Source organism: Shewanella sp. VB17, assembly GCF_013248905.1.
Taxonomy (GTDB): Bacteria; Pseudomonadota; Gammaproteobacteria; order Enterobacterales; family Shewanellaceae; genus Shewanella.
Map to the genome: position 1 here is coordinate 209,640 of NZ_JABRVS010000001.1, position 22,353 is coordinate 231,992.

Below are 22,353 nucleotides of genomic sequence, written 5' to 3' on the forward strand. Positions count from 1 at the left end.
CACAAAGCACATTTGTTTCCATCCATGGCAAATGGGCATAAGTGTTCCAGACACAAAGTACATTTGTTACCACCCATGGCAAATGGGCATAAGTGTTCCAGGCACAAAAAAGGAGGCTTAAGCCTCCTCTCTTTACCACTATAATATGTCACTCACTACGAATGAAGTCTGCCATCAGGCTGCTCGAAAATGAGATCTTCCATCTGTTCATAGGCTGATTCGTTACCCGGCACGTTAAACAATACCATAAGCACAACCCATTTTAGATCTTCGAGAATAAGCGCACTTTCATCCAGCTCCATTACACGATCAATAACCATCTCACGAGTGACTACACTCAAAACTTCAATTTGCTCTAGGAACAAAAGAAAGCCACGACTCTCGACATCGAGTTTATTCATCTCATCCTTCGTGTATATTCTAAAGGAATGTTGAGCATGGTTGCATAAGTAAGGCTTGTCTCCCTCCTGTAATTCGGCTAAATTTTCGAGCCAAGATAGAGCCTTAATAATTTCGGACTGGTGGAAGCCAGCACGAGTCAGCTCTTGCGTTAACTCATCTTCATCCACGAGAAATTCAACTTCACTGTGAACATAGTTTTCAAACAGATACATGAGGATATCAAACATGGCTAGCTCCTCTTTATTTTTACATAACCACCGGGCACTACAGCGACCCAACCTTGTAGCTCAAGTTCAAGCATTTGCTCTAATACTAACTCTATGGCTTTTCCACTATGCTCAACCACGACATCAATTGGTGTGGCTTCATACCCAACACTAGCTAACAGTGAGGCAAATGGCAAATCAGAAGTGTTCTCACCCCCTATATGGTGACGACTTCTCAATTCTTCAAGGTGAAAATCACATAAAGCTGATACTTCTTCTATTATATCGGCCACATTCTCTACAAGTTTTGCCCCATTTTTAATTAAATCATGGCACCCTTGGCTATTTTCAGCCAATATGCTGCCAGGAATAGCAAAAACCTCCCTTCCCTGTTCTAAAGCTAGCCTTGCTGTGATTAACGAACCACTCTTCCTGCAAGCCTCGACAACTAAGGTACCTAAAGATAAACCGCTAATAATGCGATTACGTTTCGGGAAATTACCTGGAAAAGGCTTAGTGCCTGGCCAAAACCCACTAATAACAGCTCCATTTGTTTGAATACTTTCATATATTTGGCGATGACGTTTCGGGTAAACAATATCGATCCCGGTACCTAAAACAGCCAAGGTTCGACCTTCACTATCAATACAACCTTGATGTGCAGAGCCATCAATCCCTGCAGCCATACCACTGCAAACAGTAAAGGCTAATTCACTCAGCTCTTTACCAAACTGATAAGCCAGCTGCAAACCCGCTCTCGATGCAGCTCGACTACCAACAATAGCAATACAGGGTGGGTAAAGCGCATCCAATTGGCCTTTAACAAATAAAATGAGAGGTGGGGCAGATATCTGCTTTAAGAGACTGGGATAATTAGGATCATCGAAACAAATAATCGAGTGATTATCTGCTGCCTGCTGCCACTCTAAAGCCAATTCAACCAGAGAAAAATCGGGAGCAAGATCGGTCTCAAGTAGACTCTCTGGCAAAGGTAAGGCATGCTTCTCATGCTCAACCATCTGCCTAAGTTCTTCTACGTCCATGTAGTTCAGTAGCTGTTGGATCCGAGCAGGGCCAAGCCCAGATACTGCATTAACAACTAACCAGTCGACCAATTTATCTGTTATACATTACCTCTTTAACAAGTTAAGATTTTGAAAGTTAAAGTGTTAATTTTAATTAACAAAACTTCTTAGTAAATTCAAAGAAACTGGCTGGATCAATTTATCATCAACCCGAACCGTCTGGTTATTCGCCATGATAAGTCCAAGGCTGGTTCTTTCAAATACTTTAAACACCATTAATCTGCCACGATAAATATCTGGCATTTTGATCATGTTATCGGCAGAAGCTCCACTTAATAACTCCTGATAACTGCTGCGATTACTCGGTAAAACAGGCTCGCCATCACTGTCGATCACAATCCCTATACCATCTCGATAAATAGAGAATACATGACCAGGTTCTACACCATCATTAACGCCTTTATCAAGATACACAACATCGAGTTTTCCCATCTCTCGCAGGTGTTTTTCAGACGCTAATATAGAGGCTGATTCTTGCAATGTTGCAGCCTGAGGCACAAAATAAGCAGAGATAAGAGAATCATCTTCAATAGGTAAAATACGATATCCAGCTTTAGTTTCACGGAAATTACTCAGTAATTTAATTTTAGAAATAGCACCAGATTCAATAACGCGTCCGCTAGCAGTTAACACAACCTCTTGACCAAGGGACTCACCTGCTGGAGTGCTAAATTGACGCCCTTCGGAGTACACACCAAACTTATCGCCCAAAACAAGTTCGCTATGAATATAAATAATATCCCCCACAATATGATGCTTAGATTCGCTTTCGCCACCGAGTACCATGGGCTGCTCAGCAAACCAGCTACCGCCAACGACACGGTTTTGAGTTAAATAAGGCGCTATTAGCGCAAGATCGATAGCGGGTATCGCGTCACTTTTAGCTTGAACTCTTCCAGCTGGGCTTTGACGTATTAGAGGCTTGACCACCAATCTTGGCTCACCATCAATAAAAACCAAGGTTAGCGTATCATCTGGATAAATAAGATGTGGGTTGGCTATTTGAGGATTAACCCCCCACAATGTTGGCCAATGCCAAGGATCATTAAGAAAACGTTCTGATATATCCCAAAGCGTATCCCCCTTAACAACAACATAAGAATCAGGGTGCCCTTGTTTCAATATCAATTCATCTGCAGATATAATGTTACTAAATGTCATTAAAACTAATAAAATGAGTCGTTTCATGGTTTTTTCCATGCTGATAGCACGTTGATTTCTAATTCCGTTTTCCAGTGAAATACTAATAACGTTGAACTAGTTTGCATATATAGAGAGCTTTTGCTGTTATTGAATGCCACTAAGGATTAAAATTGAATCATTAACTAAAGTCAGTATAACTAACTGATGATGATTTGGCATATTTGTTAAGAGCTTATGTATGAGTTTATTAAAAGTTTTACGTTTCCCCGATGAAAGATTACGCACAATAGCTAAACCCGTCATGAAATTTGACGCAGATCTACAAATACAAATAGATAATATGTTCGACACAATGTATGAGGAAAAAGGCATTGGACTTGCGGCAACTCAAGTCAACTTTCACCACCAACTGATTGTGATGGACCTTCAGGATGATGTAGAAAGACCCAAAGTTTTCATTAACTTAGAAATAACCTCTAGCAGTGGTCATTTCAAAAATGAAGAAGGCTGCCTTTCAGTACCAGATACCTATGCCGACATCGACCGTGCAGAGCATGTCACAATAAAAGCACTGGATCGCGAAGGGAATGAATTTACTTTAGAAGCAGATGATTTATTCGCTATTTGCTTACAGCACGAATTAGACCACCTTAAAGGTAAATTGTTTGTCGATTACTTATCGCCGCTAAAGCGACAAAGAATCAAACAAAAACTTGAAAAAGCCGACCGCCTAGCAAAAAAAGGATAGCGCTACCTTGGAATCATTAAACATTATTTTTGCTGGCACCCCAGATTTTGCGGCTCGTCACCTGCAGGCACTGATAAACTCTGAACATAATGTCATCGGCGTCTATTCTCAACCAGACAAACCTGCCGGACGCGGGAAAAAATTACAAGCCAGCCCTGTTAAGCATCTCGCACTTGACCATAATATCCCCGTCTTTCAACCAACATCTTTAAAGGATGAGCAAGCACAAGCTGAATTGGCCAGTCTCAATGCGGACATTATCGTTGTTGTGGCTTATGGTCTTATTCTGCCTAAAATAGTGTTAGATACCCCCAAATTAGGCTGTATTAACGTCCACGGCTCCATTTTGCCACGCTGGCGAGGTGCAGCGCCTATCCAGCGTGCACTTTGGGCTGGTGACACAGAAACCGGTGTCACCATCATGCAGATGGATATTGGGCTCGATACCGGAGATATGCTCTTAAAAACTCAGTTGCCAATTCAAGATAATGATACTTCTGCCAGTTTGTATGAAAAACTCGCCAACCAAGGTCCCGATGCCTTAATAGAGGTACTAGCGAGTCTCGCTAAAGGTGACATCATTGCTGAAAAACAAGATGAATCTCTGGCAAACTATGCAGACAAGCTAAGTAGAGAAGAAGCTGAACTGGATTGGAACAAATCAGCTCAACAACTTTGGCGTGAAATAAGAGCCTTCAACCCTTGGCCTATAAGCCATTTTACCCATCAAAATGCTAGCATCAAGGTCAGAGAGGCCAACGTCAGTCAGTCTGAATCAAAAGCAATGCCTGGCACTATTATTTCAGCAGGTAAAGAAGGAATAGAGATCGCGACTGGCACAGGCGTACTCACTTTGCTTAATATGCAATTGCCTGGAAAAAAATCACTCAATGTGTGTGATATCCTAAACTCTCGTGGTGAATGGTTCACGCCCGGCACACTTTTAAACAATATAGACAAGGCAGAGTAATATGAATTTGCGTGCGCTAGCGGCAAAAGTCGTTTTTCAAGTGTTAGAAAAAGGCAACTCACTCTCTGTCGCCCTACCTGAACAACAAAAACAGTGTGAAAATAGTAAAGATAAAGCCTTGCTGGCAGAACTAAGTTATGGCGTGATGCGCCAACTGCCACAACTCGACAAACTTGTCAGTGATTGTATGGCAAAACCTCTTAAAGGTAAGCAAAGAATTTTACATCAACTACTGCTAGTGGGTTGCTACCAACTCTATTTCACTCGTATACCAAGCCATGCCGCAATTTCAGAAACTGCCGAAGCGTGTCGCCAATTGAAATTTGATGGACTAGTCAAAGTGATCAACGGGGTATTGCGCAATATTCAACGCCAAGAGAAACCGTTACCCACGGACAATGACACGTTAACCTATAACACTCCAGCCTGGATGATTAAACGCCTTCAACAAGCTTACCCAGACAACTGGCAAACCGTAATAGATAACAGCCATCAGCGCCCACCAATGTGGTTACGCAATAACAAACGTTCTCAAACTCGAGACGAATATCTAGCCCTATTATCCCAAGCTGATATTGCAGCATCCGCTGGTGAAGGTAGTGATGCTATCTTACTCGACAGCCCTAAAGATGTGCTACAACTCCCAGGATTCGAACTCGGTGCAGCCTCTGTACAAGATGGTGCAGCTCAATGGGCAGCAACCTTATTGGCTCCGGTCGATGGCGAATTAGTCCTCGACGCTTGTGCCGCGCCAGGTGGAAAAACCTGCCATTTATTAGAACATACCAATATCGAATTAGTCGCGGTCGACTTTGATGCTAACCGCCTCGAACGAGTACAACAGAATTTAGACCGTTTATCACTCGATGCTAAGCTAGTTCATGGTGATGCCGCCGATATCGACTCCTGGTGGCAAGGTGAGAAATTTGACCGAATTCTACTTGATGCTCCCTGTTCTGCTACCGGTGTAATACGCCGCCATCCTGATATAAAATGGCTAAGAAAACAAAGCGATATTGAAGAGTTAGTGCAATTGCAAAGTAAGATTCTAGATCATTGCTGGCAGTGGCTAAAACCTGGCGGTACGCTTTTATATGCAACCTGCTCTATTCTGCCTCAAGAAAACGCACAGCAAGTCACTGCATTTCTTGAAAGAACACAAGATGCCACACTGGTAGCCATCCCAGAACAGCCAAGCTCTATGACTGTCGGTTGGCAGATCACCCCAGGAATGGACAATATGGATGGATTCTATTACGCACGCCTAGTGAAGGGATAAACCACAGCCATGAAGATTATCATTTTAGGTGCAGGTCAGGTGGGCGGTACCTTAGCTGAGAACCTAGTCGGCGAAAATAACGACATCACCATTGTCGATAATGACAGGCGCAGATTACGTTCATTACAAGACAAATATGACCTGCGTGTTGTCGTCGGTAATGGCGCTCACCCCAGCACCCTAAAAGAAGCGGGTGCAGAAGATGCCGACATGCTAATCGCAGTAACCAATAGCGATGAGTGTAATATGGCGGCCTGTCAAATTGCTTACTCTTTATTTGGAACGCCCACAAAAATAGCCAGGATCCGCTCCGAGCAATACTTGGCATACCGCGATAAGTTATTTATTAATAGTGAAACAAAGCAAAATAATAATGGCCCTCGTGGTGGTTTTATTATCGATGAACTCATTGCACCAGAACAACTCGTCACCGCGTATATTCGTCGCCTAGTGGAATATCCAGGTGCCCTACAAGTACTCGAGTTTGCCGAAGGCCGCCTAAGTTTAGTCGCGGTTCGCGCCTATTATGGTGGTCCCTTGGTCGGCAATGCACTGGCTGCTTTACGTGAACATATGCCCAATATTGATACCCGAGTGGCAGCAATATTTAGGCAAGGGCGCTCGATCATACCAAGAGGCACCACGATTATCGAAGCCGATGATGAAGTTTTCTTTGTTGCCGACAGTCGTCATATACGAGCAGTGATGAGTGAAATGCAAAAGCTGGATAATTCCTACCGTAATATTATGATAGCCGGCGGTGGCAATATTGGTTTAGGACTGGCAAAACAACTACAGCGTAATCATTCAGTCAAACTTATCGAACACAAACAGGAGCGAGCCGAAGAACTATCGGAAAAGCTCGAAAATACCACTGTTTTTTGTGGTGACGCGTCAGATCAAGAATTACTGCTCGAAGAACATATCGATCAAACCGATGTATTTATTGCCGTCACCAACGATGATGAGGCCAATATTATGGCCGCATTACTCGCTAAACGCATGGGGGCAAAAAAAGTAATGGTGCTTATTCAGCGTGAGGCCTATGTCGACATCGTTCAGGAAGCCAATATCGATATTGCCATCTCACCACAACAAGCAACCATTTCAGCGCTACTGACCCATATCAGGCAAGGTGATATCTGTAATGTTTATTCACTAAGACGTGGTGCAGCAGAGGCCATGGAAGCCATTGCCCATGGCGATGCTAAAACCTCTAAAGTGGTAGGCAAAAAAATTAGTAGTATAAAGTTGCCGCCAGGTACCACAATTGGTGCCATTGTAAGGGATGACGAAGTACTGATGGCTCACGATAACACCATCATTGAACAAGGCGATCATGTTATTCTTTTCTTGGTAAACAAAAAGTTTGTTGGTGAAGTTGAAAAGCTCTTCCAACCGAGTGCTTTCTTCTTTTAATGACTAGCGTCGCTTTTCAACGAATTGAGGCATTATGCTGAATCTTCGACCTCTGTTGTTTATTTTAGGCATTTTTCTGTCGACACTGACAGTATTTATGTTTATCCCGCTCATCTTTGCCCTCTTTAATGGTGAAGAAACAGTGGGGGCATTTATGATCTCGTCACTAATAACAGGGACCAGCGCCAGCGCTTGTATACATAGAGGGCGTAGTAAAAATATCAATCTCAATATCCGAGATATGTTTCTCTTGACCAGTTTAACCTGGCTTATCGTCAGTTTTTTTGCCGCTATGCCCTTTACCTTGTATCACGGCATTAATTATACCGATGCCTTTTTTGAAACCATGTCAGGGATCACCACAACCGGATCAACGGTTCTATCAGGACTAGAGACCATGGATCACAGTATTTTGATCTGGCGCTCTCTATTGCAATGGATGGGGGGAATAGGGTTTATTGTTATGGCAGTTGCAATACTTCCCTTTCTCAATGTCGGCGGTATGAGGCTGTTTCGTACAGAGTCATCAGACTGGAGCGATAAAGCCATTCCCAGAACCCAAGATATGGCAAAGCACCTTTTTTACATCTACATCTTACTCACTATATTATGCGGCGTTGCTTATCACCTATCTGGCATGAATTGGTTTCAAGCGATAAACCATGCTATGACAACACTCTCGACTGGGGGGTATTCGACTTCAGACAGCTCAATGGCAGCTTTTTCACATCAAGCCCACTGGGTTGGCGTCATCTTTATGATGGCAGGTGGCTTACCATTACTCATGTTCGTCAACTGCCTCCAACAACGATCACTATGGGTATGGAATGATGACCAAGTAAAAGGTTTTATCCTGTTTATCTCCACAGTCTCTGTTGGATTAGCGTTTTGGCTCTGGCTCGGACACGAGATGAGCCCTTTAGATGCATTACGATTAGCCAGTTTCAATGTGGTGTCAGTTGTCACCACCACAGGTTATGGACTCACTGACTACACCGCATGGGGAGCATTAGCCAACATCGCCTTCTTATTCCTCATGTTTGCTGGCAGCTGTTCGGGGTCAACTTCTGGTGGTATTAAGATTTTCCGCTTCCAAATAGCCGTTGCCATCATGCGAGAGCAACTAAAGCAACAGTTTCATCCTAGCGGGGTATTTAAAGAGCGCTATAATCATCGTGTCATCAGCGACGATATCGTTCGCTCACTAGTCACCTTTATCTTGCTATATGTGTTTGTTATTGTATTGCTTTCAATTGTGCTCGTGTTAACAGGGCTTGATCCTATGACCAGTTTTTCAGGGGCTATCACAGCAGTATCAAACGTCGGCCCAGGGCTAGGTGACATTATTGGTCCTGCGGGAAATTTCTCAACGCTTCCAGATGTCGCTAAGTGGGCATTAGCGATAGGCATGCTACTAGGCCGCTTGGAAATACTGACCGTCGCGGTACTGTTTCACCCTCAGTTTTGGAAATACTAGTTCGAAGTATTTGGTCGATTTGGGTTGATGTTTGATTGGCCTGCTGATGAACAGGTTTAAGTTGACTAGTGTAATCTTAGATGTCTTGGTTCATTGCTTTCGGTTATTTTACGTTTCCTAGTTAAAATAGAAGTACGATTTATCACTGATCACTTTCAGGAAGAGGTAAATGAATAATGAAGGTTGTGCCTTCACCTTCTACGCTGGTTACTTTAATTTTCCCTCCGTGCTTTTCAATGATCCCAAATGATACTGAAAGGCCTAAACCCGTACCAACACCGATTGGCTTGGTGGTAAAAAAGGGGTCAAATATCTTTTTTATCACCTCTCTAGACATGCCTTTACCATTATCATTGACTTCGATCACAATCCATTGCTGATTCTTTTCTTTTCTAGTAGATGTTTTCAGAGATAGGATGCCTTTATCTTCACATGCGTGAGATGCATTCAAAAATAAATTCATCAGTACCTGATGAATTTCCCCCATATGGCATAACACCATAGGAACATCTGTTAATTGTTTTTGAACTTCCATGTTGTACTTAAGTTCGCTCCACACTACTTTTATTGACTCTTTAATAATATGGTTTACATCATGAAGCTCCATCTCAAGTTCACCAGAGTGAGTTACTTTTTTCAAATTAATAACGATCGAACTAACTCTATTTAAACCATTTATTGTATCTCCAAGCAGCTCTTTTAAATCATCGACTATAAAACTTATATCTTCTTCTTTTCTTAATGCTTGATATTGGTTTGCTAATGGGTGACTTTCTAGTGCAGGTAAATTTGATACAACCAGTTTATCGAGCTTTATAAATGATTCAACGTATTCTGATAAAGTAGTTAAGTTACTTAATGAGAACCCGATAGGGTTGTTAATTTCGTGAGCTACCCCAGCGGCAAGTAAACCGATAGATGCCATTTTTTCAGACTGCACTAATTGCTCTTGCGTTTCTTCAAGGGCATCAACAGTACTTTGTAACTTGACAACACTGTCATATAAACTACGTGATTTTTCATCAAGTAGTGTTTCTGCCTGTTTTCGGGCAAAGCGTTCACGCTCGTAAGCTGTTTTGTAAGGGTCTTTATCAGCCAAAATTTATCCCTTAAATTTAACGACAAGCTTACATCGGTCTTTACCCGCATGCATACATTCAGGGTGAACAATGCTAATTTCTTCATTAAAGTGTTTTGCTGCACCGAAAATTAAGCCAACACTTGCGTGGCAAAGTTTACGTTTAGAACAGTAGTACATGATTAAATCGGTGCCATCACCATCTTCATATTCAAAATTAGGTAAGTAAGCTTGTGGATGTAATCGTTTAACCTCAACATGAATAACACTGTGTATCGACAATAAGAACTCACGAAGGTTAGGTATGTTAGATACATCTGTTGGACAGTTATTATAAAGAGAAGTAAAGAGGTATTGGCCAAAAGCTTGGATCAGTTTCTCTGCATCAACACCTGTTTTTTCAGATAGTGCAATAACCATATTAACCAGCTCACTATCTTCATATTGTTCACCACTGGTGTACATGCCTTGTGAGACTGGCTCAGTTTTTTCTAATAGCTCATTCCATTGTTCCATTCCCATTTTTTCAATAACCATTTCTGAAAAAGCTGTAAATATTGAACCTTGCATAGTACATATCCTTAAGCGACAAATAATGTGACTTTAGTATTGTAAGTATCTTCGTATTCTCTTAACTTTTTTATCATTGTTTCGTTAACTTCTTGTCCTGCTGTGAGCATTACATTACCATTGTGTAATATTAAATCTTCAAGTAATTTGTTTCCGGGTCTAAGGGCTTCTAACCCTATACTGAACTCCATTTCATTATCATCTGAAACACGCTTACCAAGTAGATCAATAAAATTTTGTAAAACTTGACGATCGTACCAAACGCCTGAGCGCTCTTTCATCCAAGAATAAGCATTGGCAATAGACATTTTTTTATCGTTAGCTTTACCAGCAATTAAATAATCGAAATCTTTCACAACTCTTATAATGCGAGCACCAATAGGAATGTCTTCACCTGATAAGTGATCTGGAAAACCCGTACCATCAATGTTTTCATTTTGATGCAATATGTTTTCAGTTAACAAAGCAAAGCGCTTTACTTTTCCTACAATTTTAGCGCCAATAATAGGATGTGTAATAAGAGCATCATCAATATTATCAGCGCCTAATGTATTAGCTTGTAATATTTCGTCGGTTAACCCAACGGTACCTATTTCATGTAAAAGCGCGCATAGATATACGCGTTGACAATTCGTTTCATCTAACTTTAGGGACTTCGCTAATACCTTACATTGAATAGCAATACGCTTGCTATGTCCGGGACTAAATCCTGTCCGGTATTCAATGGTAGCCGACATCATGTCGAGTACGTCACACAGTAAATCTTTTTGTATATTTAAAGCGCTATGTAATTTTTGTTTACTTGCTTGTAATGCTTCAGTACGTACATTAACTTTTTCTTCTAAAGATTGATTGAGCTCGGCTAACTCTTTATTGGCTTTAATTACTTGCTCGTTAAGACGTTTCGTCTCTTTTTTTAGTAGATAGTGATCGCTGACTTTTGACAAGGTCAGTTGCAAATCTTGATTATCCCATGGTTTACCAATATAGGTGTAAATACCACCGTCGTTAATCGCTTTTATGGTAGAATCGACGTCGCTATAACCTGTTAATAGCAAACGAATAGCACCTGGGTAGATATCTTGGGATTTTGTTAAAAAATCTGCACCATCCATGTTAGGCATGCGCATGTCTGACATGATTATATCAACATGGTTTTCTTCAAGGTAAGTTAGCGCTTCACAACCATCAGTAAAAGCTACCACATTGTAACTTTTACGTAGTAATCTTTTTAATGCATTGAGTATATCTTGCTCATCATCAAGTAATAAAAGAGTTAAAATAGGCTCTTCGTCTACAGTTTCTGTAGACACTTCCATCGATGGTACATCGGTCATTTCATTTTTCATAAACTCCCTCTAGTATCATAGGTATATATCTACTTTGTTATATAGTAAAGTAAAATGAATAAAACCATCCCAATATCAAAGCAATGAGAGCAATATAGCCACCCATAATTATTTCACTTTTTAACACTAACCAAATAATTTTCTGATTTTGCTAAATACACACACCAATAAAATCCTCAGTGACCTAGCTTTCTATCAAATTCGTAACGAATCACAAAAATATCGACTATTGAGATATAAACAACCAACAAACACACCGAACTAGGTTCGGGCGCTTTTTATTCATTATGAGTAGTATGATTAATCGGTTTTATTAAGCACTATCCAACCATCGTCGACAATTAGCAGCACCTTGCCGCCGTTTACGGTCTAAATGTTCGCAATAGGCACCCAGTTCTTGAAGTGTGCCTACTGGCCCTTTAACCTTATATTCCAAGATTAGTCGACTAAAATCACTGGTGATTTTCAGCCAATTTTCTGGAGGAATATTTAACCTTTCAAGCAGTTGCATCGAAGACTGGCTTATTGCACCGCGCTTATCATCTCGAATAATCCTACCTGTATCATCAACCAATTGCAGATAATCTTGAACGTTAAACATTAAGCCTTTGGGCATATTCTTGCGTTCGTTGCCCACAAAAGGCAACAAAGCACTTGGCTGCTCACCTTTGAGCGCAGACTTTATTCTGAGCTGTATACTGGTAAAATCTGAATTTTCAGGTGTTTGTGCCATTTTCGCGCGAATGGGATTTAGGTCGACATAAGCCATGCAAGCCAGCACTGCTGCATCATCCAATAACGCTTGAGACTTAAATCGTCCCTCCCAAAATCGGCCTGTACACTTGTCTTCTTTATTGGCCATCCTAGCAATGGGTTCATTCAATGCTCGCATAAACCAACTGATATCACTTAAGCGACTGCGGTATTCTTCAATACGTTTCTGTAAGATTTTTTCTTGATATTTTTCAATGATTTTGCCTGTAATAAGGTCGCTATTTAAATCATCACCTTTAAAGATTTTTTGCCATTGCATGACCACTTCAACATCAGACCAAGCATCAAGCAGCGCTACATCAACCCGTAACACAAGATGTAAATGATTACTCATCACAGCATAAGCGCACACATCTATCGCAAAAACGCCAGCAAGTTCAAGGAGTCTTGACTCAACCCAATCTCGCCTATGCTCATAGGATTAATGCGTATAATTGTCAACCCCGCACAAAAAAGCCCTTCTAACACAGCGCCTCTCTGTTGCTACAGCTTACGCTGTAATAAGAAGGCAATGGTAAAAGGGCTTGATGTTAAATATAAATAGCCAAACTTACTAATGACTTTCTAGGCGTCGGCATAGCAATAACCTCAACAAAAAAACCTACTCTATAAAGCCTAGTTGAGGCGGTACAATTAATCCACTATCTTGGGTGTCTTGATAATTTGTTGATAATTTGTTGTCTGGCTTGGGCTAACACCGAGGCAATATGCCTCAGGAAATAAAAGCCAGATTTATGGTATTACTAAGCGTGGTGACAGCTATTTACGGAAACAACTCATCCATGGGGCGAGAACTGTTGTCAGTCATGCACACAAAAAAGATGATGCACTCAACCAATGGATAACCCAATTAAAAGCGCGAATAGGCTTTAATAAGACCGCAGTAGCCACAGCACATAAACTGGCAAGGTTGATGTGGATATTATTGAAAAAACAAACACGTTATCAAGCACAAATCGGCCAAACGGCAGAGATAATATTGTGCGTCCGATAATGTTAACGGTATCGACTATCAAGCAAAGCTCGTTCAAGACAAGGGCCTGTACTGAGCCCGAGTGGCTGTTGTGAGCGCTTGATAGTCACCTTTTAGGTAAGTGTTAAATTGATGAGAAAAGACTCAGTTCATCCTACATAAACCCGTTAGAGACAAGGGTTAATAACCCGACTGGCTGTTCAAATACTTTTAGGTGTGTAGGTACGGAATTCATCAGGGGCGCATTTTCTCTAAAAAGAGAACGTGTTAAGCCCGCCTCTTACTGTAACAAGAAGATCAGCACTATCGCTTAAAGCGAAAAGAGTCCGTCAATACACACGTAACGAGAGGCCATAGCTAACAGAGAAACCAAGGTAAAAAACACCTTGGCTAGATGAGTATTACCTTGACTAACCGGGAGCGTCCATATATGTCTTGATAATTTGTTTAGTACCTAAAAACTTGAGCTATATAGAAAAGGTGGTAGTATGGCACTTGCAATGTTAAACATTTGTAAAGCCAAATAAAAATGTGAAATTATTTATAAGGATTTAATAATGGGAATCACAAAAATCATCAATAGATGTTTACTTTTAATATCAATTTTATGTCTATCTTTTACCTTGGGGGCAGCTCAAGATTCGAGTCATCAAATTTCAGAGGGTAATCAATATATCCAAGGCCAGCTTAGTCTGATGCAAGATAATATTAGGGAAACTAATTTACTTAATGTGGTGAGTTACAACATAGATTATTCAAATGGTGATACTTATGAAATTACCTTTGTTCTGCATGGAGATATCTTCAGTTTAAGTTTTGATAAACAGTCTAAAGCAACAACAATATCAGGCGTTTCTGCTACAGGAGAGGATATTGTTATAGATAAAAAATATAAAAAAATATTTGCCGATTTAAATCACGCCTTACAATTAGAAGCCAACGAGTTTAAGAAAATTCAAACAAATGATAATACCGATGCTATTAAGTATTTATTTAAATTTGCCGATTTTCTTAATTCCTACCCAATAGATATGCCGGTAAATCTTATCATAAAATCAGAAGTGCGAGCAATATAGCCACCCATAATTATTTCACTTTTTAACACTAACCAAATAATTTTCTGATTTTGCTAAATACACACACCAATAAAATCCTCAGTGACCTAGCTTTCTATCAAATTCGTAACGAATCACAAAAATATCGACTATTGAGATATAAACAACCAACAAACACACCGAACTAGGTTCGGGCGCTTTTTATTCATTATGAGTAGTATGATTAATCGGTTTTATTAAGCACTATCCAACCATCGTCGACAATTAGCAGCACCTTGCCGCCGTTTACGGTCTAAATGTTCGCTATACGCATCTAGTTCTTGAAGTGTGCCTACTGGCCCTTTAACCTTATATTCCAAGATTAGTCGACTAAAATCACTCGTGATTTTCAGCCAATTTTCTGGAGGAATATTTAATCTTTCAAGTAATTGCATCGAGGACTGGCTTATTGCACCGCGTTTATCATCTCGAATAATCCTACCTGTATCATCAACCAATTGCAGATAACCCTTGGCATTAAACATCAGACCTTTGGGCATATTCTTGCGTTCGTTGCCCACAAAAGGCAGAGCAAGAGATAGCAAGAGATAGCAAGAGATAGCAAGAGATAGGACAGGCATAACTTCTAGGTTGTGCAAAAACCTTCCACATTAGCTTTTCTAAAGCAAAAGCCTTACTCCACCTACTTGCCTTTTGAATTATGAAACGCATGAAGGGACAGAAATACGCTAGGGAACTTTGTGTAGGTACCAAATTCATCAGGGGCGCAATCTAAAACTTATCAGCCCGCTTTCCCTTAGCAAGAAGGTCAGCACTATCGCTTAAAGCGAAAAGAATCAGTCAATAAACACGTAACGAGAGGTAATAGTTAACAAAGAAACTAAGGTCAAAAATACCTTGGTTAGATGAGTATTACCTTGACTAACCGGGAGCGTCCATATATGTCTTGATAATTTTACGTCTTGATAATTTTGTTTTTGTGAATGTTCCGTAATTTCATCAACTTGTCAATGTGTAAGCCCTAGTCCTGATAACTCTTGGTTTCGCTACAAGCTATGGATCCAGTTAGTAAATTCATCAGATAATTCTTTTTTATTTAATCTTTCAATCCATTTAACTTCTTCCTCTGGATCTTCAGAATCAGAGACAGTAAAAACGATAACACTATCTTCCTCACGATTATTTAAAAAGCCTATACTAGATAGGTTCTCCAAACTTTGAACACAAGCCTCGTATACGTTAGCTTTAAAATTTATAAATTGCTCTTGATTTTTTATTTTTTTCGATTCATCTATGAGTTGCTTAGAGATTTCTTGGAAAAATTCAGCCCCCTCAGATTCATACGCCCATTCACCTGGACTCCACCGATAATACGTGGAATCCTCAGGATCATCTGCACACATCAAATCGAAGTGCTTTTTCGAATTAAGAGCTGGACTTATACTCATTGCACTAGAATCAGAATAAAGTGAATAACCACAAAAATCATCTTCAGAATACTTATGTTTCAATGCTGAGAAACACTTTTGACTAGCTTCTTCAATTTCACTTCTTAATGTATCAAAGTCCATTATTTAAACCTTAGCTTTCAAATATTAATATAAAGTTTTAATCGTATCATCTGCAAAATGTTTATTCATTTCCTTCAGGGTATCAACAATCGCATTACGTGTACCTAATTCAATATCAGCTTTCTGTAATCTCTCACTAACAACCTTAGCCGCTTGGGTACTATGATTCTTATTTGGAGCCCAGCCTAAATTTTCTGGGCCTTTATACCAATCAATATCATGTTTCTCAAGTATAGCTTTACTGTTTGCAAGATATTCTTGCATTTGTTTACCACGACCTTTTTTAAAAACAATATGATGTGCATGGGGATTGATCATATCTTCAGGTGGTTCACCAGCACCATGTTTTCTTAATACATTTCCCCAGTTAGGTTCGGCCTCCCCGGGTTGAGGGCCAAAAGTCTTATCTTCTGCATTCTTCCCACCCGGACACTCAACCGGACATTGCACCAACCCCAGCGGATCCACCCAACCCGTTGGATTCTTCACATATTGATAGTTATTCAGTCCGCCTGCAAGCCCTATTGGATCTGGGGTGATAAATCGGCCTGTGTTGGGGCTGTAATAACGGTGCCTGTAGGCTCTTTACCCAACGAATGGTCATCCCGTCTCATGGTCAAAGTATTGGCCTTGAAACCTTAGGGGATTGTACACCTCATTGACGGTTTGCAGCGCGACGTTACCGTAAGCTTGATAGCTCACCGACCAGACAATATCACCTTGTTGGTTAGTGAGTTCTAATGGCGTGCCGAGCTGGTCGAGTTGATAAAAATAAGCTTGGCTGTTTTCAACCCCTTCACCTGTGATTAAGGCCAGCGGTTTAAAACTGCCGTATTCGTACAAGTACGTTTGATAGCGTGGCTCATACGCTGCTTGACCCGCATTGGCTTGTGCTTTCCTGCTCGCTCGCGTGCTGACCTCAGACTCTGTTAATAGCTTATCGCCTTGCCAGATAAAGTCGGTGCTGTGGCCGCGTTTGTCGGTGACGGTTTTGTTGATGCGGCGGCCGTAAACATCGTAACGGTAACGGCTGTGACTGCCATCGGGTTTACGTACCTCGATGAGCCGATGCTTAATCCACTATCTTAGGTGTCTTGATAATTTTTTTAACCGGGAGCGTCCATATATGTCTTGGTTAATTTTAGTAATCTGACTAATCTTGCTGGTTTTCTACTCTCATAAGAAAATCATCTTGCAAACTTCCTTGTATTTCCTCACCTTCATACAAAACTGTAAATTCTTCAGTCAATGCACCTAAATCAGTGGAGCCATCCAAACCACCTAATATAGTCGAAGCTGTATCAGTTACAATTGTTTCTATAAATGACATTATTCCCTTTTTTTCTTCAGGCCCACATGATTGATAAAAACTAATAAAACCTCCATACATTTCCTTCGTTTTTACAGCATCTAAGCCATCTAGGTCATTTTTACGCTGTTCAATGTAACAGTCAATTAACTCCGTAAATATTTCATTTGTTACCATTTCAGATTTTGTCATTTATTTACACTCTTTAGTCTCACTTCTGGGTAGTTGAACTTATTAAGTTCAACTAATTCTTGAAGCTTATAATTTGGTATATCAGGATAAACCCGTCTCAACTCACGAATATCTCTTGCGATCAAATCCCTAGCATTTGTAAAAGGTAAATCCGTGTTTGGATTAATTTTCTTTCTAGAAACTGTTTGTTTCCCTATTGGAAGCTCAAGATCCGCTATCGTATGTCCTTTTTTAGGAACAAGTATAGCTGGTGCCATTTTCGGATCATAGTCAGCAACCAGATCTTTCATTATATCCTTTTGCCCTGCATGATGAGAATCTAACCCTGTATTCTTACCTCGAACTAATCTCCGGTGCTCACCATATAAACCTACATCGTATTTCAAAGAAATACGATAACGGTACTGAATCCCCACCCGGGCACTCAACCTCACATTGCATCAGCCCCAGTGGATCCACCCAGCCTGTTGGGTTCTTCACATATTGATAGTTATTCAGTCCGCCTGCAAGCCCTATTGGATCTGGGGTGATAAATCGGCCTGTGTTGGGGCTGTAATAACGGTGGCGATTGACTCTTTACCCAACGAATAGCCGGTCTCATGATCCCAGTATTACCCTTGAAACCTTAAGGGGTTATCGACTTCACTGACAGTTTGCAATGCTACATTGCCGTAATCTTGGTCTACGATGTGCCTTATTGATAGCGGGATAGGGTGTTAAAGGTGGTGGCTGTGACCACCTTTAATTGTGGATGTCTCAGTTAATCTTTCCGTTGGGTTTTTGCACCTCGATGAGCCGATGCTTAATCCACTATCTTGGGTGTCTTGATAATTTTTTGATAGTTAGCAGAGAAACCAAGGTAACCAATACCTTGGTTAAATGAGTATTACCTTGACTAACCGGGAGCGTCCATATATGTCTTGATAACTTATTAGTAACACCACCATGCCGCACAATGGAATAAGCATTGGGATTAAGGTGACAGCTATAGCCACCTTTAATTCTAGGTATCTTGATAACACTAGTTAAATCACATCAATACCATTGCCTTTTGTTAATAAATTTTCAAGTGATTCTGAAATAAATTCAGCATCTTCAGCATCTAAGTTACCAAATCCGACCTTATAAATTCCAAACCCTTGCTCACCTGTCATTAGAATCAAAGCACTCCCTCCCTCATCATCACCTATAGCCAATGAGTCCGGTATATAATTTTGAACCTTATATTCCTCATTCATTTCTATACATCCAGCAGGGCCCCATATCCTGAAATATCGATCATCACTAATAAGTATTTCCACCTCAGTCATTTCATTAATAACATTTAGATAGTCAGTTGGAATTTCTATACAACTGAACTTATTCAGTGCAGATATATCTTCTGATAATGCTGCTGATTCATTTGCTTCAATTCTTAAACTTGGATGTAAATTATTTAATATATTCATCATTTCATCATTATTTATTTAATTTTAGGTAAGGTATATTCAATTTGTTTAGCATTTTATATTGCTGTTTCAAAACAGCATTTATACTATTGCTTTGGAACCCTACAGCACTCATGTCATCAACAATATATTGTAATTCCTCCTGAAGACTAGAACTCCATTTACCACCCCCTAACTCAACCCGTGCATTTCTTCGTAAATTCTGAGAATTACTTATTGATGTATGGGGAAGTCCTTTTCCTGTCTCAAGAGTTATTGTTGGCGCTAGCTTTTCATCATAACCATATTCAGCCAAATTTTCTTTCGCCCACTGCTGTTGCAAACCGTGATGAGACTGTAGTCGACCGCCATTAGGTCCGCGTCCTTTTGGTTTTGGTAGTGAATCTTTATGTGTCTTATTGAAATACATAAAATTCGCTTCAGATATTTCTTCAGCACCACCCCCCGGACACTCAACCGGACATTGCACCAACCCCAGCGGATCCACCCAACCCGTTGGGTTCTTCACATATTGATAGTTATTCAGTCCGCCTGCAAGTCCTATCTGATCTGGGGTGATAAATCGGCCTGTGTTGGGGCTGTAATAACGGTGCCTGTAGACTCTTTACCCAACGAATGGTCATCCCGTCTCATGGTCAAAGTATTGGCCTTGAAAACGCAGCGGATTATCAACTTCATTGACCGTTTGCAACGCGACGTTACCATAAGCTTGGTAACTGACCGACCAGACGATGTCGCCTTGTTGGTTAGTGAGTTCTAATGGCGTGCCGAGTTGGTCGAGCTGATAGAAATAAGCTTGGCTGTTTTCAATCCCTTCGCCTGTGATTAAGGCCAGCGGTTTAAAACTGCCGTATTCATACAAGTAAGTTTGGTAGCGTGGCTCACTCGCAGCATGACCCGCATTGGCTTGTGCTTTTCTGCTCGCTCGCGTGCAGACCTCAGATTCCGTTAATAGCTTATCGCCTTGCCAGATAAAGTCGGTGCTGGTGCTGTGGCCGCGTTTGTCGGTAACGGTTTTATTGATGCGGCGGCCGTACACATCGTAGCGGTAACGGCTGTGGCTGCCATCGGGTTTGCGTACCTCAATGAGCCGATGCTTAATCCACTATCTTGGGTGTCTTGATAATTTTTTTTTTCTTGAACACCTCAAGTTTTGCTACTTCAGAGTGATATTTGATAAATCTTTTGTGAATTCCTCAGCTGATTATTTTGTTGCGTATTGCGCACTATTGCTATGCAACATCAAACATATTGTAAGATATATTGAATTCTTCCGTATAACGTTAGTAATGACAATTGTGGGTGATGGGATGGACGCTCCATTATTATCCGTCAATGCGACAAGCATTCACCATTCAGTTACTTAAGAAGCGTCCATCTATGTTTTGATTATTTTATCAGTCTTAATTAATGCTAACCTTTTGATCTCAAATCTAAATACTCTCTAAAAAATTTTTCAAAGTCGTCCGCAATCACTCTATCGATTTTTTTGTTAAATAAGTTATAACTAACAATTGAACTTTCTTTGTCACTATCAGTTTGCTGTATATCTAAACACCAACAAATTTCATCATCTCGAAAAAATATTACGACCAAGTTATCAGGAAGAAGATAATCCTCCCTACAAACTAAAGTATCTCCATATGTGGTGCCACCATAATCCAACTCAGCATTATTATCCTCTATTCCTGAAATTTCAGCACCAACTACGCCGCCGCCACCGAACTCAAGTAAAAATGACTTATATGATTTAGGTAATTTAATACCAAGCAAGAATTCTAGTTTTTCTATTTGCTCAAAAGAACTTTTACCTAGCCAAAAAATGTCTTGACCACTTTGTTCTATCTTCGTTATTAACTCAGTAACTTCAATCATAACATTTTCCTATTGGAAGTCTTTAGCTCTTTGCTTCCAGTAATTCAATTTAAACTTCTCATATTGGTACAATGATGATGGATCATTCCTGAAACTTCTACCATTTTCAATTAAGCCATGTAGCGGTTTATGGAACTTCTTATGAGTACTAGCTTGCAGTTCCACCATTGGTCCAGGCTCTTTACCAAGAATATGATGAAGATTAATTTGCTTGCCATCTGGGCCAATAGGTGCATTTCCATTCTTCATTAAATCTAAATTAGTCCAACCATCTTCAATTTTCTGTCGAATGCTTTTGTGAACACTACGATGTACACTAGTCGGCGCGTCAGGCAATACATCTAAAGTATTTTTATACACCTTTCTGCCTGAAACTTCAGTAACATCGTATTTCCCATACTTTAATTCACTAGTAGTATCTGCCCCCTTCCCAACTTCCGGGCACTCAACCGGACACTGCACCAACCCCAGCGGATCCACCCACCCCGTTGGGTTCTTCACATATTGATAGTTATTCAGCCCGCCTGCAAGCCCTATTGGATCTGGGGTGATAAATCGGCCCGTGTTGGGGCTGTAATAACGGTGCCTGTAGACTCTTTACCCAACGAATGGTCATCCCGTCTCATGGTCAAAGTATTGGCCTTGAAAACGCAGGGGATTATCGACTTCATTGACGGTGTGCAGCGCCACGTTACCGTAGGCTTGATAGCTTACTGACCAGACGATATCGCCTGTTTATAGAGAGATAGGGAGATAAAGGTGGCCCTAGTTCACAGTCGCTATGACCACCTTTAATTGTGGATGTCTTGGTTAATTTGTTTCGTTAGAGACAAGGGTTAATAACCCGACTGGCTGTTCAAATACTTTTAGGTGTGTAGGTACGGAATTCATCAGGGGCGCATTTTCTCTAAAAAGAGAACGTGTTAAGCCCGCCTCTTACTGTAACAAGAAGGTCAGCACTATCGCTTAAAGCGAAAAGAGTCAGTCAATAAACACGTAACGAGAGGTAATAGTTAACAAAGAAACTAAGGTCAAAAATACCTTGGTTAGATGAGTATTACCTTGACTAACCGGGAGCGTCCATATATGTCTTGGTTAATTTGTTCTAGTTAATCTATTTGAGTTTGGCAAGGGACGTTCTCAACTTTGATAATTTATCTCTCCAATCTTCATATTTTAACTGAGATGGACACATATCTTTTAACCCTTTTATATCTGTAACTGCACTAGTAATAAAGTCAATCTCAGTTTTATAGGGTTTAGAAGACAATTTTTTCTTAATTTCAGCTTCTGTACTCGTATTTAATGTACCTAACAACTTAATGAACTTATCAAATCTTACGGATGCCCTATTTATCCCAGCTATCTTTAGTTCATTAGCGACCACTTGACATTCTTGAACTGTTTTATGTATATCATTTAAAAGCATT

At 40.4% G+C, this 22,353-nt stretch carries 23 protein-coding genes and 7 pseudogenes; 7 read left to right on the plus strand and 23 right to left on the minus strand.

Translation table 11 applies throughout. From position 1 onward, the window contains the following. Positions 1–155: 155 nt before the first annotated feature. From HQQ94_RS00900 to HQQ94_RS00910, 3 genes are all read right to left on the minus strand, one after another. Entirely contained in the window at positions 156–629 is a 474-nt protein-coding gene (locus tag HQQ94_RS00900) for a DUF494 family protein (RefSeq protein WP_173292675.1), read from the minus strand. Positions 630–631: 2 nt separating this feature from the next. Then, entirely contained in the window at positions 632–1,651 is a 1,020-nt protein-coding gene (gene dprA / locus HQQ94_RS00905; RefSeq protein ID WP_173296459.1) for a DNA-processing protein DprA, read from the minus strand. 132 nt (positions 1,652–1,783) lie between these two features. Then, the gene (locus HQQ94_RS00910) at positions 1,784–2,893 is read right to left on the minus strand and encodes a LysM peptidoglycan-binding domain-containing protein (protein ID WP_173292676.1); all 1,110 of its coding nucleotides are present in this window, start codon (positions 2,891–2,893) and stop codon (positions 1,784–1,786) included. Positions 2,894–3,074: 181 nt separating this feature from the next. Here HQQ94_RS00910 and def point away from each other — a divergent pair, with 181 nt between their 5' ends. The 5 genes from def to HQQ94_RS00935 are packed head-to-tail and all read left to right on the plus strand — an operon-like array spanning position 3,075 to position 8,729. Beyond that, the gene (gene def, locus HQQ94_RS00915; RefSeq protein ID WP_173292677.1) at positions 3,075–3,584 is read left to right on the plus strand and encodes a peptide deformylase; all 510 of its coding nucleotides are present in this window, start codon (positions 3,075–3,077) and stop codon (positions 3,582–3,584) included. Positions 3,585–3,591: 7 nt separating this feature from the next. Next, on the plus strand, positions 3,592–4,554 hold the full coding sequence (gene fmt, locus HQQ94_RS00920; RefSeq protein WP_173292678.1) for a methionyl-tRNA formyltransferase: 963 nt from the start codon (positions 3,592–3,594) through the stop codon (positions 4,552–4,554). Position 4,555: 1 nt separating this feature from the next. Next, positions 4,556–5,833 (plus strand): 16S rRNA (cytosine(967)-C(5))-methyltransferase RsmB, encoded by a 1,278-nt coding sequence (rsmB, locus tag HQQ94_RS00925; protein WP_173292679.1) that lies wholly within the window; start codon positions 4,556–4,558, stop codon positions 5,831–5,833. A 9-nt stretch (positions 5,834–5,842) separates the two neighbouring features. Further along, on the plus strand, positions 5,843–7,252 hold the full coding sequence (gene trkA / locus HQQ94_RS00930; RefSeq protein WP_173292680.1) for a Trk system potassium transporter TrkA: 1,410 nt from the start codon (positions 5,843–5,845) through the stop codon (positions 7,250–7,252). Between the two features lie 34 nt (positions 7,253–7,286). Continuing rightward, a complete protein-coding gene (locus HQQ94_RS00935) occupies positions 7,287–8,729 on the plus strand; it encodes a TrkH family potassium uptake protein (RefSeq protein ID WP_173292681.1) in 1,443 nt (480 codons plus the stop codon). Positions 8,730–8,871: 142 nt separating this feature from the next. Here HQQ94_RS00935 and HQQ94_RS00940 read toward each other — a convergent pair whose 3' ends face one another. The 4 genes from HQQ94_RS00940 to HQQ94_RS00955 all read right to left on the minus strand — a co-directional run bounded on the left by HQQ94_RS00940 (position 8,872) and on the right by HQQ94_RS00955 (position 12,834). After that, on the minus strand, positions 8,872–9,828 hold the full coding sequence (locus HQQ94_RS00940; protein ID WP_173292682.1) for a sensor histidine kinase: 957 nt from the start codon (positions 9,826–9,828) through the stop codon (positions 8,872–8,874). A 3-nt stretch (positions 9,829–9,831) separates the two neighbouring features. Then, entirely contained in the window at positions 9,832–10,377 is a 546-nt protein-coding gene (locus HQQ94_RS00945) for a heme NO-binding domain-containing protein (RefSeq protein WP_173292683.1), read from the minus strand. Between the two features lie 11 nt (positions 10,378–10,388). Next, positions 10,389–11,726 carry an HD domain-containing phosphohydrolase gene (locus HQQ94_RS00950; RefSeq protein ID WP_173292684.1) on the minus strand — a complete coding sequence of 446 codons (1,338 nt, stop codon included), beginning with the start codon at positions 11,724–11,726 and terminating at the stop codon, positions 10,389–10,391. Between the two features lie 313 nt (positions 11,727–12,039). Further along, positions 12,040–12,834 (minus strand): transposase, encoded by a 795-nt coding sequence (locus HQQ94_RS00955; protein WP_254303971.1) that lies wholly within the window; start codon positions 12,832–12,834, stop codon positions 12,040–12,042. A 345-nt stretch (positions 12,835–13,179) separates the two neighbouring features. On the opposite strand from HQQ94_RS00955, the pseudogene HQQ94_RS00960 reads away from it, so the two are divergent. Beyond that, positions 13,180–13,494: pseudogene (locus tag HQQ94_RS00960) on the plus strand (transposase); the annotation flags it as partial. Between the two features lie 536 nt (positions 13,495–14,030). Beyond that, the gene (locus tag HQQ94_RS00965; protein WP_173292685.1) at positions 14,031–14,549 is read left to right on the plus strand and encodes a hypothetical protein; all 519 of its coding nucleotides are present in this window, start codon (positions 14,031–14,033) and stop codon (positions 14,547–14,549) included. A gap of 215 nt (positions 14,550–14,764) precedes the next feature. Here HQQ94_RS00965 and HQQ94_RS00970 read toward each other — a convergent pair. From HQQ94_RS00970 to HQQ94_RS01020, 16 genes and pseudogenes are all read right to left on the minus strand, one after another. Further along, positions 14,765–15,097 (minus strand): annotated as a pseudogene (locus HQQ94_RS00970) (transposase); the annotation flags it as partial. Between the two features lie 477 nt (positions 15,098–15,574). Then, entirely contained in the window at positions 15,575–16,099 is a 525-nt protein-coding gene (locus HQQ94_RS00975) for a DUF4303 domain-containing protein (RefSeq protein WP_173292686.1), read from the minus strand. A gap of 24 nt (positions 16,100–16,123) precedes the next feature. After that, positions 16,124–16,666: pseudogene (locus HQQ94_RS22425) on the minus strand (RHS repeat-associated core domain-containing protein); the annotation flags it as partial. A 33-nt stretch (positions 16,667–16,699) separates the two neighbouring features. After that, the gene (locus tag HQQ94_RS22275; protein ID WP_217273967.1) at positions 16,700–16,942 is read right to left on the minus strand and encodes an RHS domain-containing protein; all 243 of its coding nucleotides are present in this window, start codon (positions 16,940–16,942) and stop codon (positions 16,700–16,702) included. A 171-nt stretch (positions 16,943–17,113) separates the two neighbouring features. Beyond that, positions 17,114–17,176, minus strand: a pseudogene (locus HQQ94_RS23030) (hypothetical protein); the annotation flags it as partial. A gap of 76 nt (positions 17,177–17,252) precedes the next feature. Continuing rightward, the gene (locus tag HQQ94_RS00985; RefSeq protein ID WP_173292687.1) at positions 17,253–17,600 is read right to left on the minus strand and encodes a hypothetical protein; all 348 of its coding nucleotides are present in this window, start codon (positions 17,598–17,600) and stop codon (positions 17,253–17,255) included. Beyond that, positions 17,597–17,890 (minus strand): hypothetical protein, encoded by a 294-nt coding sequence (locus HQQ94_RS00990; RefSeq protein WP_217273968.1) that lies wholly within the window; start codon positions 17,888–17,890, stop codon positions 17,597–17,599. The genes HQQ94_RS00985 and HQQ94_RS00990 overlap by 4 nt, the downstream gene beginning before the upstream one ends. Before the next feature lie 67 nt (positions 17,891–17,957). Continuing rightward, positions 17,958–18,158, minus strand: a pseudogene (locus HQQ94_RS22435) (RHS repeat-associated core domain-containing protein); the annotation flags it as partial. 467 nt (positions 18,159–18,625) lie between these two features. Further along, complete coding sequence (locus tag HQQ94_RS01000) at positions 18,626–19,051, minus strand: hypothetical protein (protein ID WP_217273969.1); 426 nt, start codon at positions 19,049–19,051, stop codon at positions 18,626–18,628. A 7-nt stretch (positions 19,052–19,058) separates the two neighbouring features. Then, on the minus strand, positions 19,059–19,457 hold the full coding sequence (locus tag HQQ94_RS22440; RefSeq protein WP_254304139.1) for a hypothetical protein: 399 nt from the start codon (positions 19,455–19,457) through the stop codon (positions 19,059–19,061). 72 nt (positions 19,458–19,529) lie between these two features. After that, positions 19,530–19,634 (minus strand): annotated as a pseudogene (locus HQQ94_RS22285) (RHS repeat-associated core domain-containing protein); the annotation flags it as partial. Between the two features lie 33 nt (positions 19,635–19,667). Beyond that, a complete protein-coding gene (locus HQQ94_RS22955; RefSeq protein WP_309247270.1) occupies positions 19,668–20,150 on the minus strand; it encodes an RHS domain-containing protein in 483 nt (160 codons plus the stop codon). Between the two features lie 311 nt (positions 20,151–20,461). Further along, positions 20,462–20,923, minus strand: a complete 462-nt coding sequence (locus HQQ94_RS01010; RefSeq protein WP_173292689.1) for an SMI1/KNR4 family protein — start codon at positions 20,921–20,923, stop codon at positions 20,462–20,464. A gap of 9 nt (positions 20,924–20,932) precedes the next feature. Continuing rightward, the gene (locus HQQ94_RS22445) at positions 20,933–21,424 is read right to left on the minus strand and encodes an HNH/ENDO VII family nuclease (RefSeq protein ID WP_309247225.1); all 492 of its coding nucleotides are present in this window, start codon (positions 21,422–21,424) and stop codon (positions 20,933–20,935) included. Then, positions 21,398–21,502, minus strand: a pseudogene (locus HQQ94_RS22825) (RHS repeat-associated core domain-containing protein); the annotation flags it as partial. The pseudogene HQQ94_RS22825 and the gene HQQ94_RS22445, both read right to left, overlap by 27 nt. A gap of 535 nt (positions 21,503–22,037) precedes the next feature. Next, on the minus strand, positions 22,038–22,352 hold the full coding sequence (locus HQQ94_RS01020) for a hypothetical protein (protein WP_173292690.1): 315 nt from the start codon (positions 22,350–22,352) through the stop codon (positions 22,038–22,040). Position 22,353 lies beyond the last annotated feature (1 nt).

Coding starts and splice junctions, on each gene's coding strand:
- rsmB (WP_173292679.1), top strand. CDS start 4,556: ATGAATTTGCGTGCGCTAGCGGCAAAAGTCGTTTTTCAAGTGTTAGAA.
- HQQ94_RS00950 (WP_173292684.1), bottom strand. CDS start 11,726: ATGAAAAATGAAATGACCGATGTACCATCGATGGAAGTGTCTACAGAA.
- trkA (WP_173292680.1), top strand. CDS start 5,843: ATGAAGATTATCATTTTAGGTGCAGGTCAGGTGGGCGGTACCTTAGCT.
- HQQ94_RS00975 (WP_173292686.1), bottom strand. CDS start 16,099: ATGGACTTTGATACATTAAGAAGTGAAATTGAAGAAGCTAGTCAAAAG.
- HQQ94_RS22440 (WP_254304139.1), bottom strand. CDS start 19,457: ATGTATTTCAATAAGACACATAAAGATTCACTACCAAAACCAAAAGGA.
- HQQ94_RS00965 (WP_173292685.1), top strand. CDS start 14,031: ATGGGAATCACAAAAATCATCAATAGATGTTTACTTTTAATATCAATT.
- HQQ94_RS00990 (WP_217273968.1), bottom strand. CDS start 17,890: ATGAAAGATCTGGTTGCTGACTATGATCCGAAAATGGCACCAGCTATA.
- HQQ94_RS01000 (WP_217273969.1), bottom strand. CDS start 19,051: ATGATGAATATATTAAATAATTTACATCCAAGTTTAAGAATTGAAGCA.
- HQQ94_RS00955 (WP_254303971.1), bottom strand. CDS start 12,834: ATGAGTAATCATTTACATCTTGTGTTACGGGTTGATGTAGCGCTGCTT.
- HQQ94_RS01010 (WP_173292689.1), bottom strand. CDS start 20,923: ATGATTGAAGTTACTGAGTTAATAACGAAGATAGAACAAAGTGGTCAA.
- HQQ94_RS00900 (WP_173292675.1), bottom strand. CDS start 629: ATGTTTGATATCCTCATGTATCTGTTTGAAAACTATGTTCACAGTGAA.
- HQQ94_RS00910 (WP_173292676.1), bottom strand. CDS start 2,893: ATGGAAAAAACCATGAAACGACTCATTTTATTAGTTTTAATGACATTT.
- HQQ94_RS01020 (WP_173292690.1), bottom strand. CDS start 22,352: ATGCTTTTAAATGATATACATAAAACAGTTCAAGAATGTCAAGTGGTC.
- HQQ94_RS00945 (WP_173292683.1), bottom strand. CDS start 10,377: ATGCAAGGTTCAATATTTACAGCTTTTTCAGAAATGGTTATTGAAAAA.
- dprA (WP_173296459.1), bottom strand. CDS start 1,651: ATGGACGTAGAAGAACTTAGGCAGATGGTTGAGCATGAGAAGCATGCC.
- HQQ94_RS00985 (WP_173292687.1), bottom strand. CDS start 17,600: ATGACAAAATCTGAAATGGTAACAAATGAAATATTTACGGAGTTAATT.
- HQQ94_RS00935 (WP_173292681.1), top strand. CDS start 7,287: ATGCTGAATCTTCGACCTCTGTTGTTTATTTTAGGCATTTTTCTGTCG.
- def (WP_173292677.1), top strand. CDS start 3,075: ATGAGTTTATTAAAAGTTTTACGTTTCCCCGATGAAAGATTACGCACA.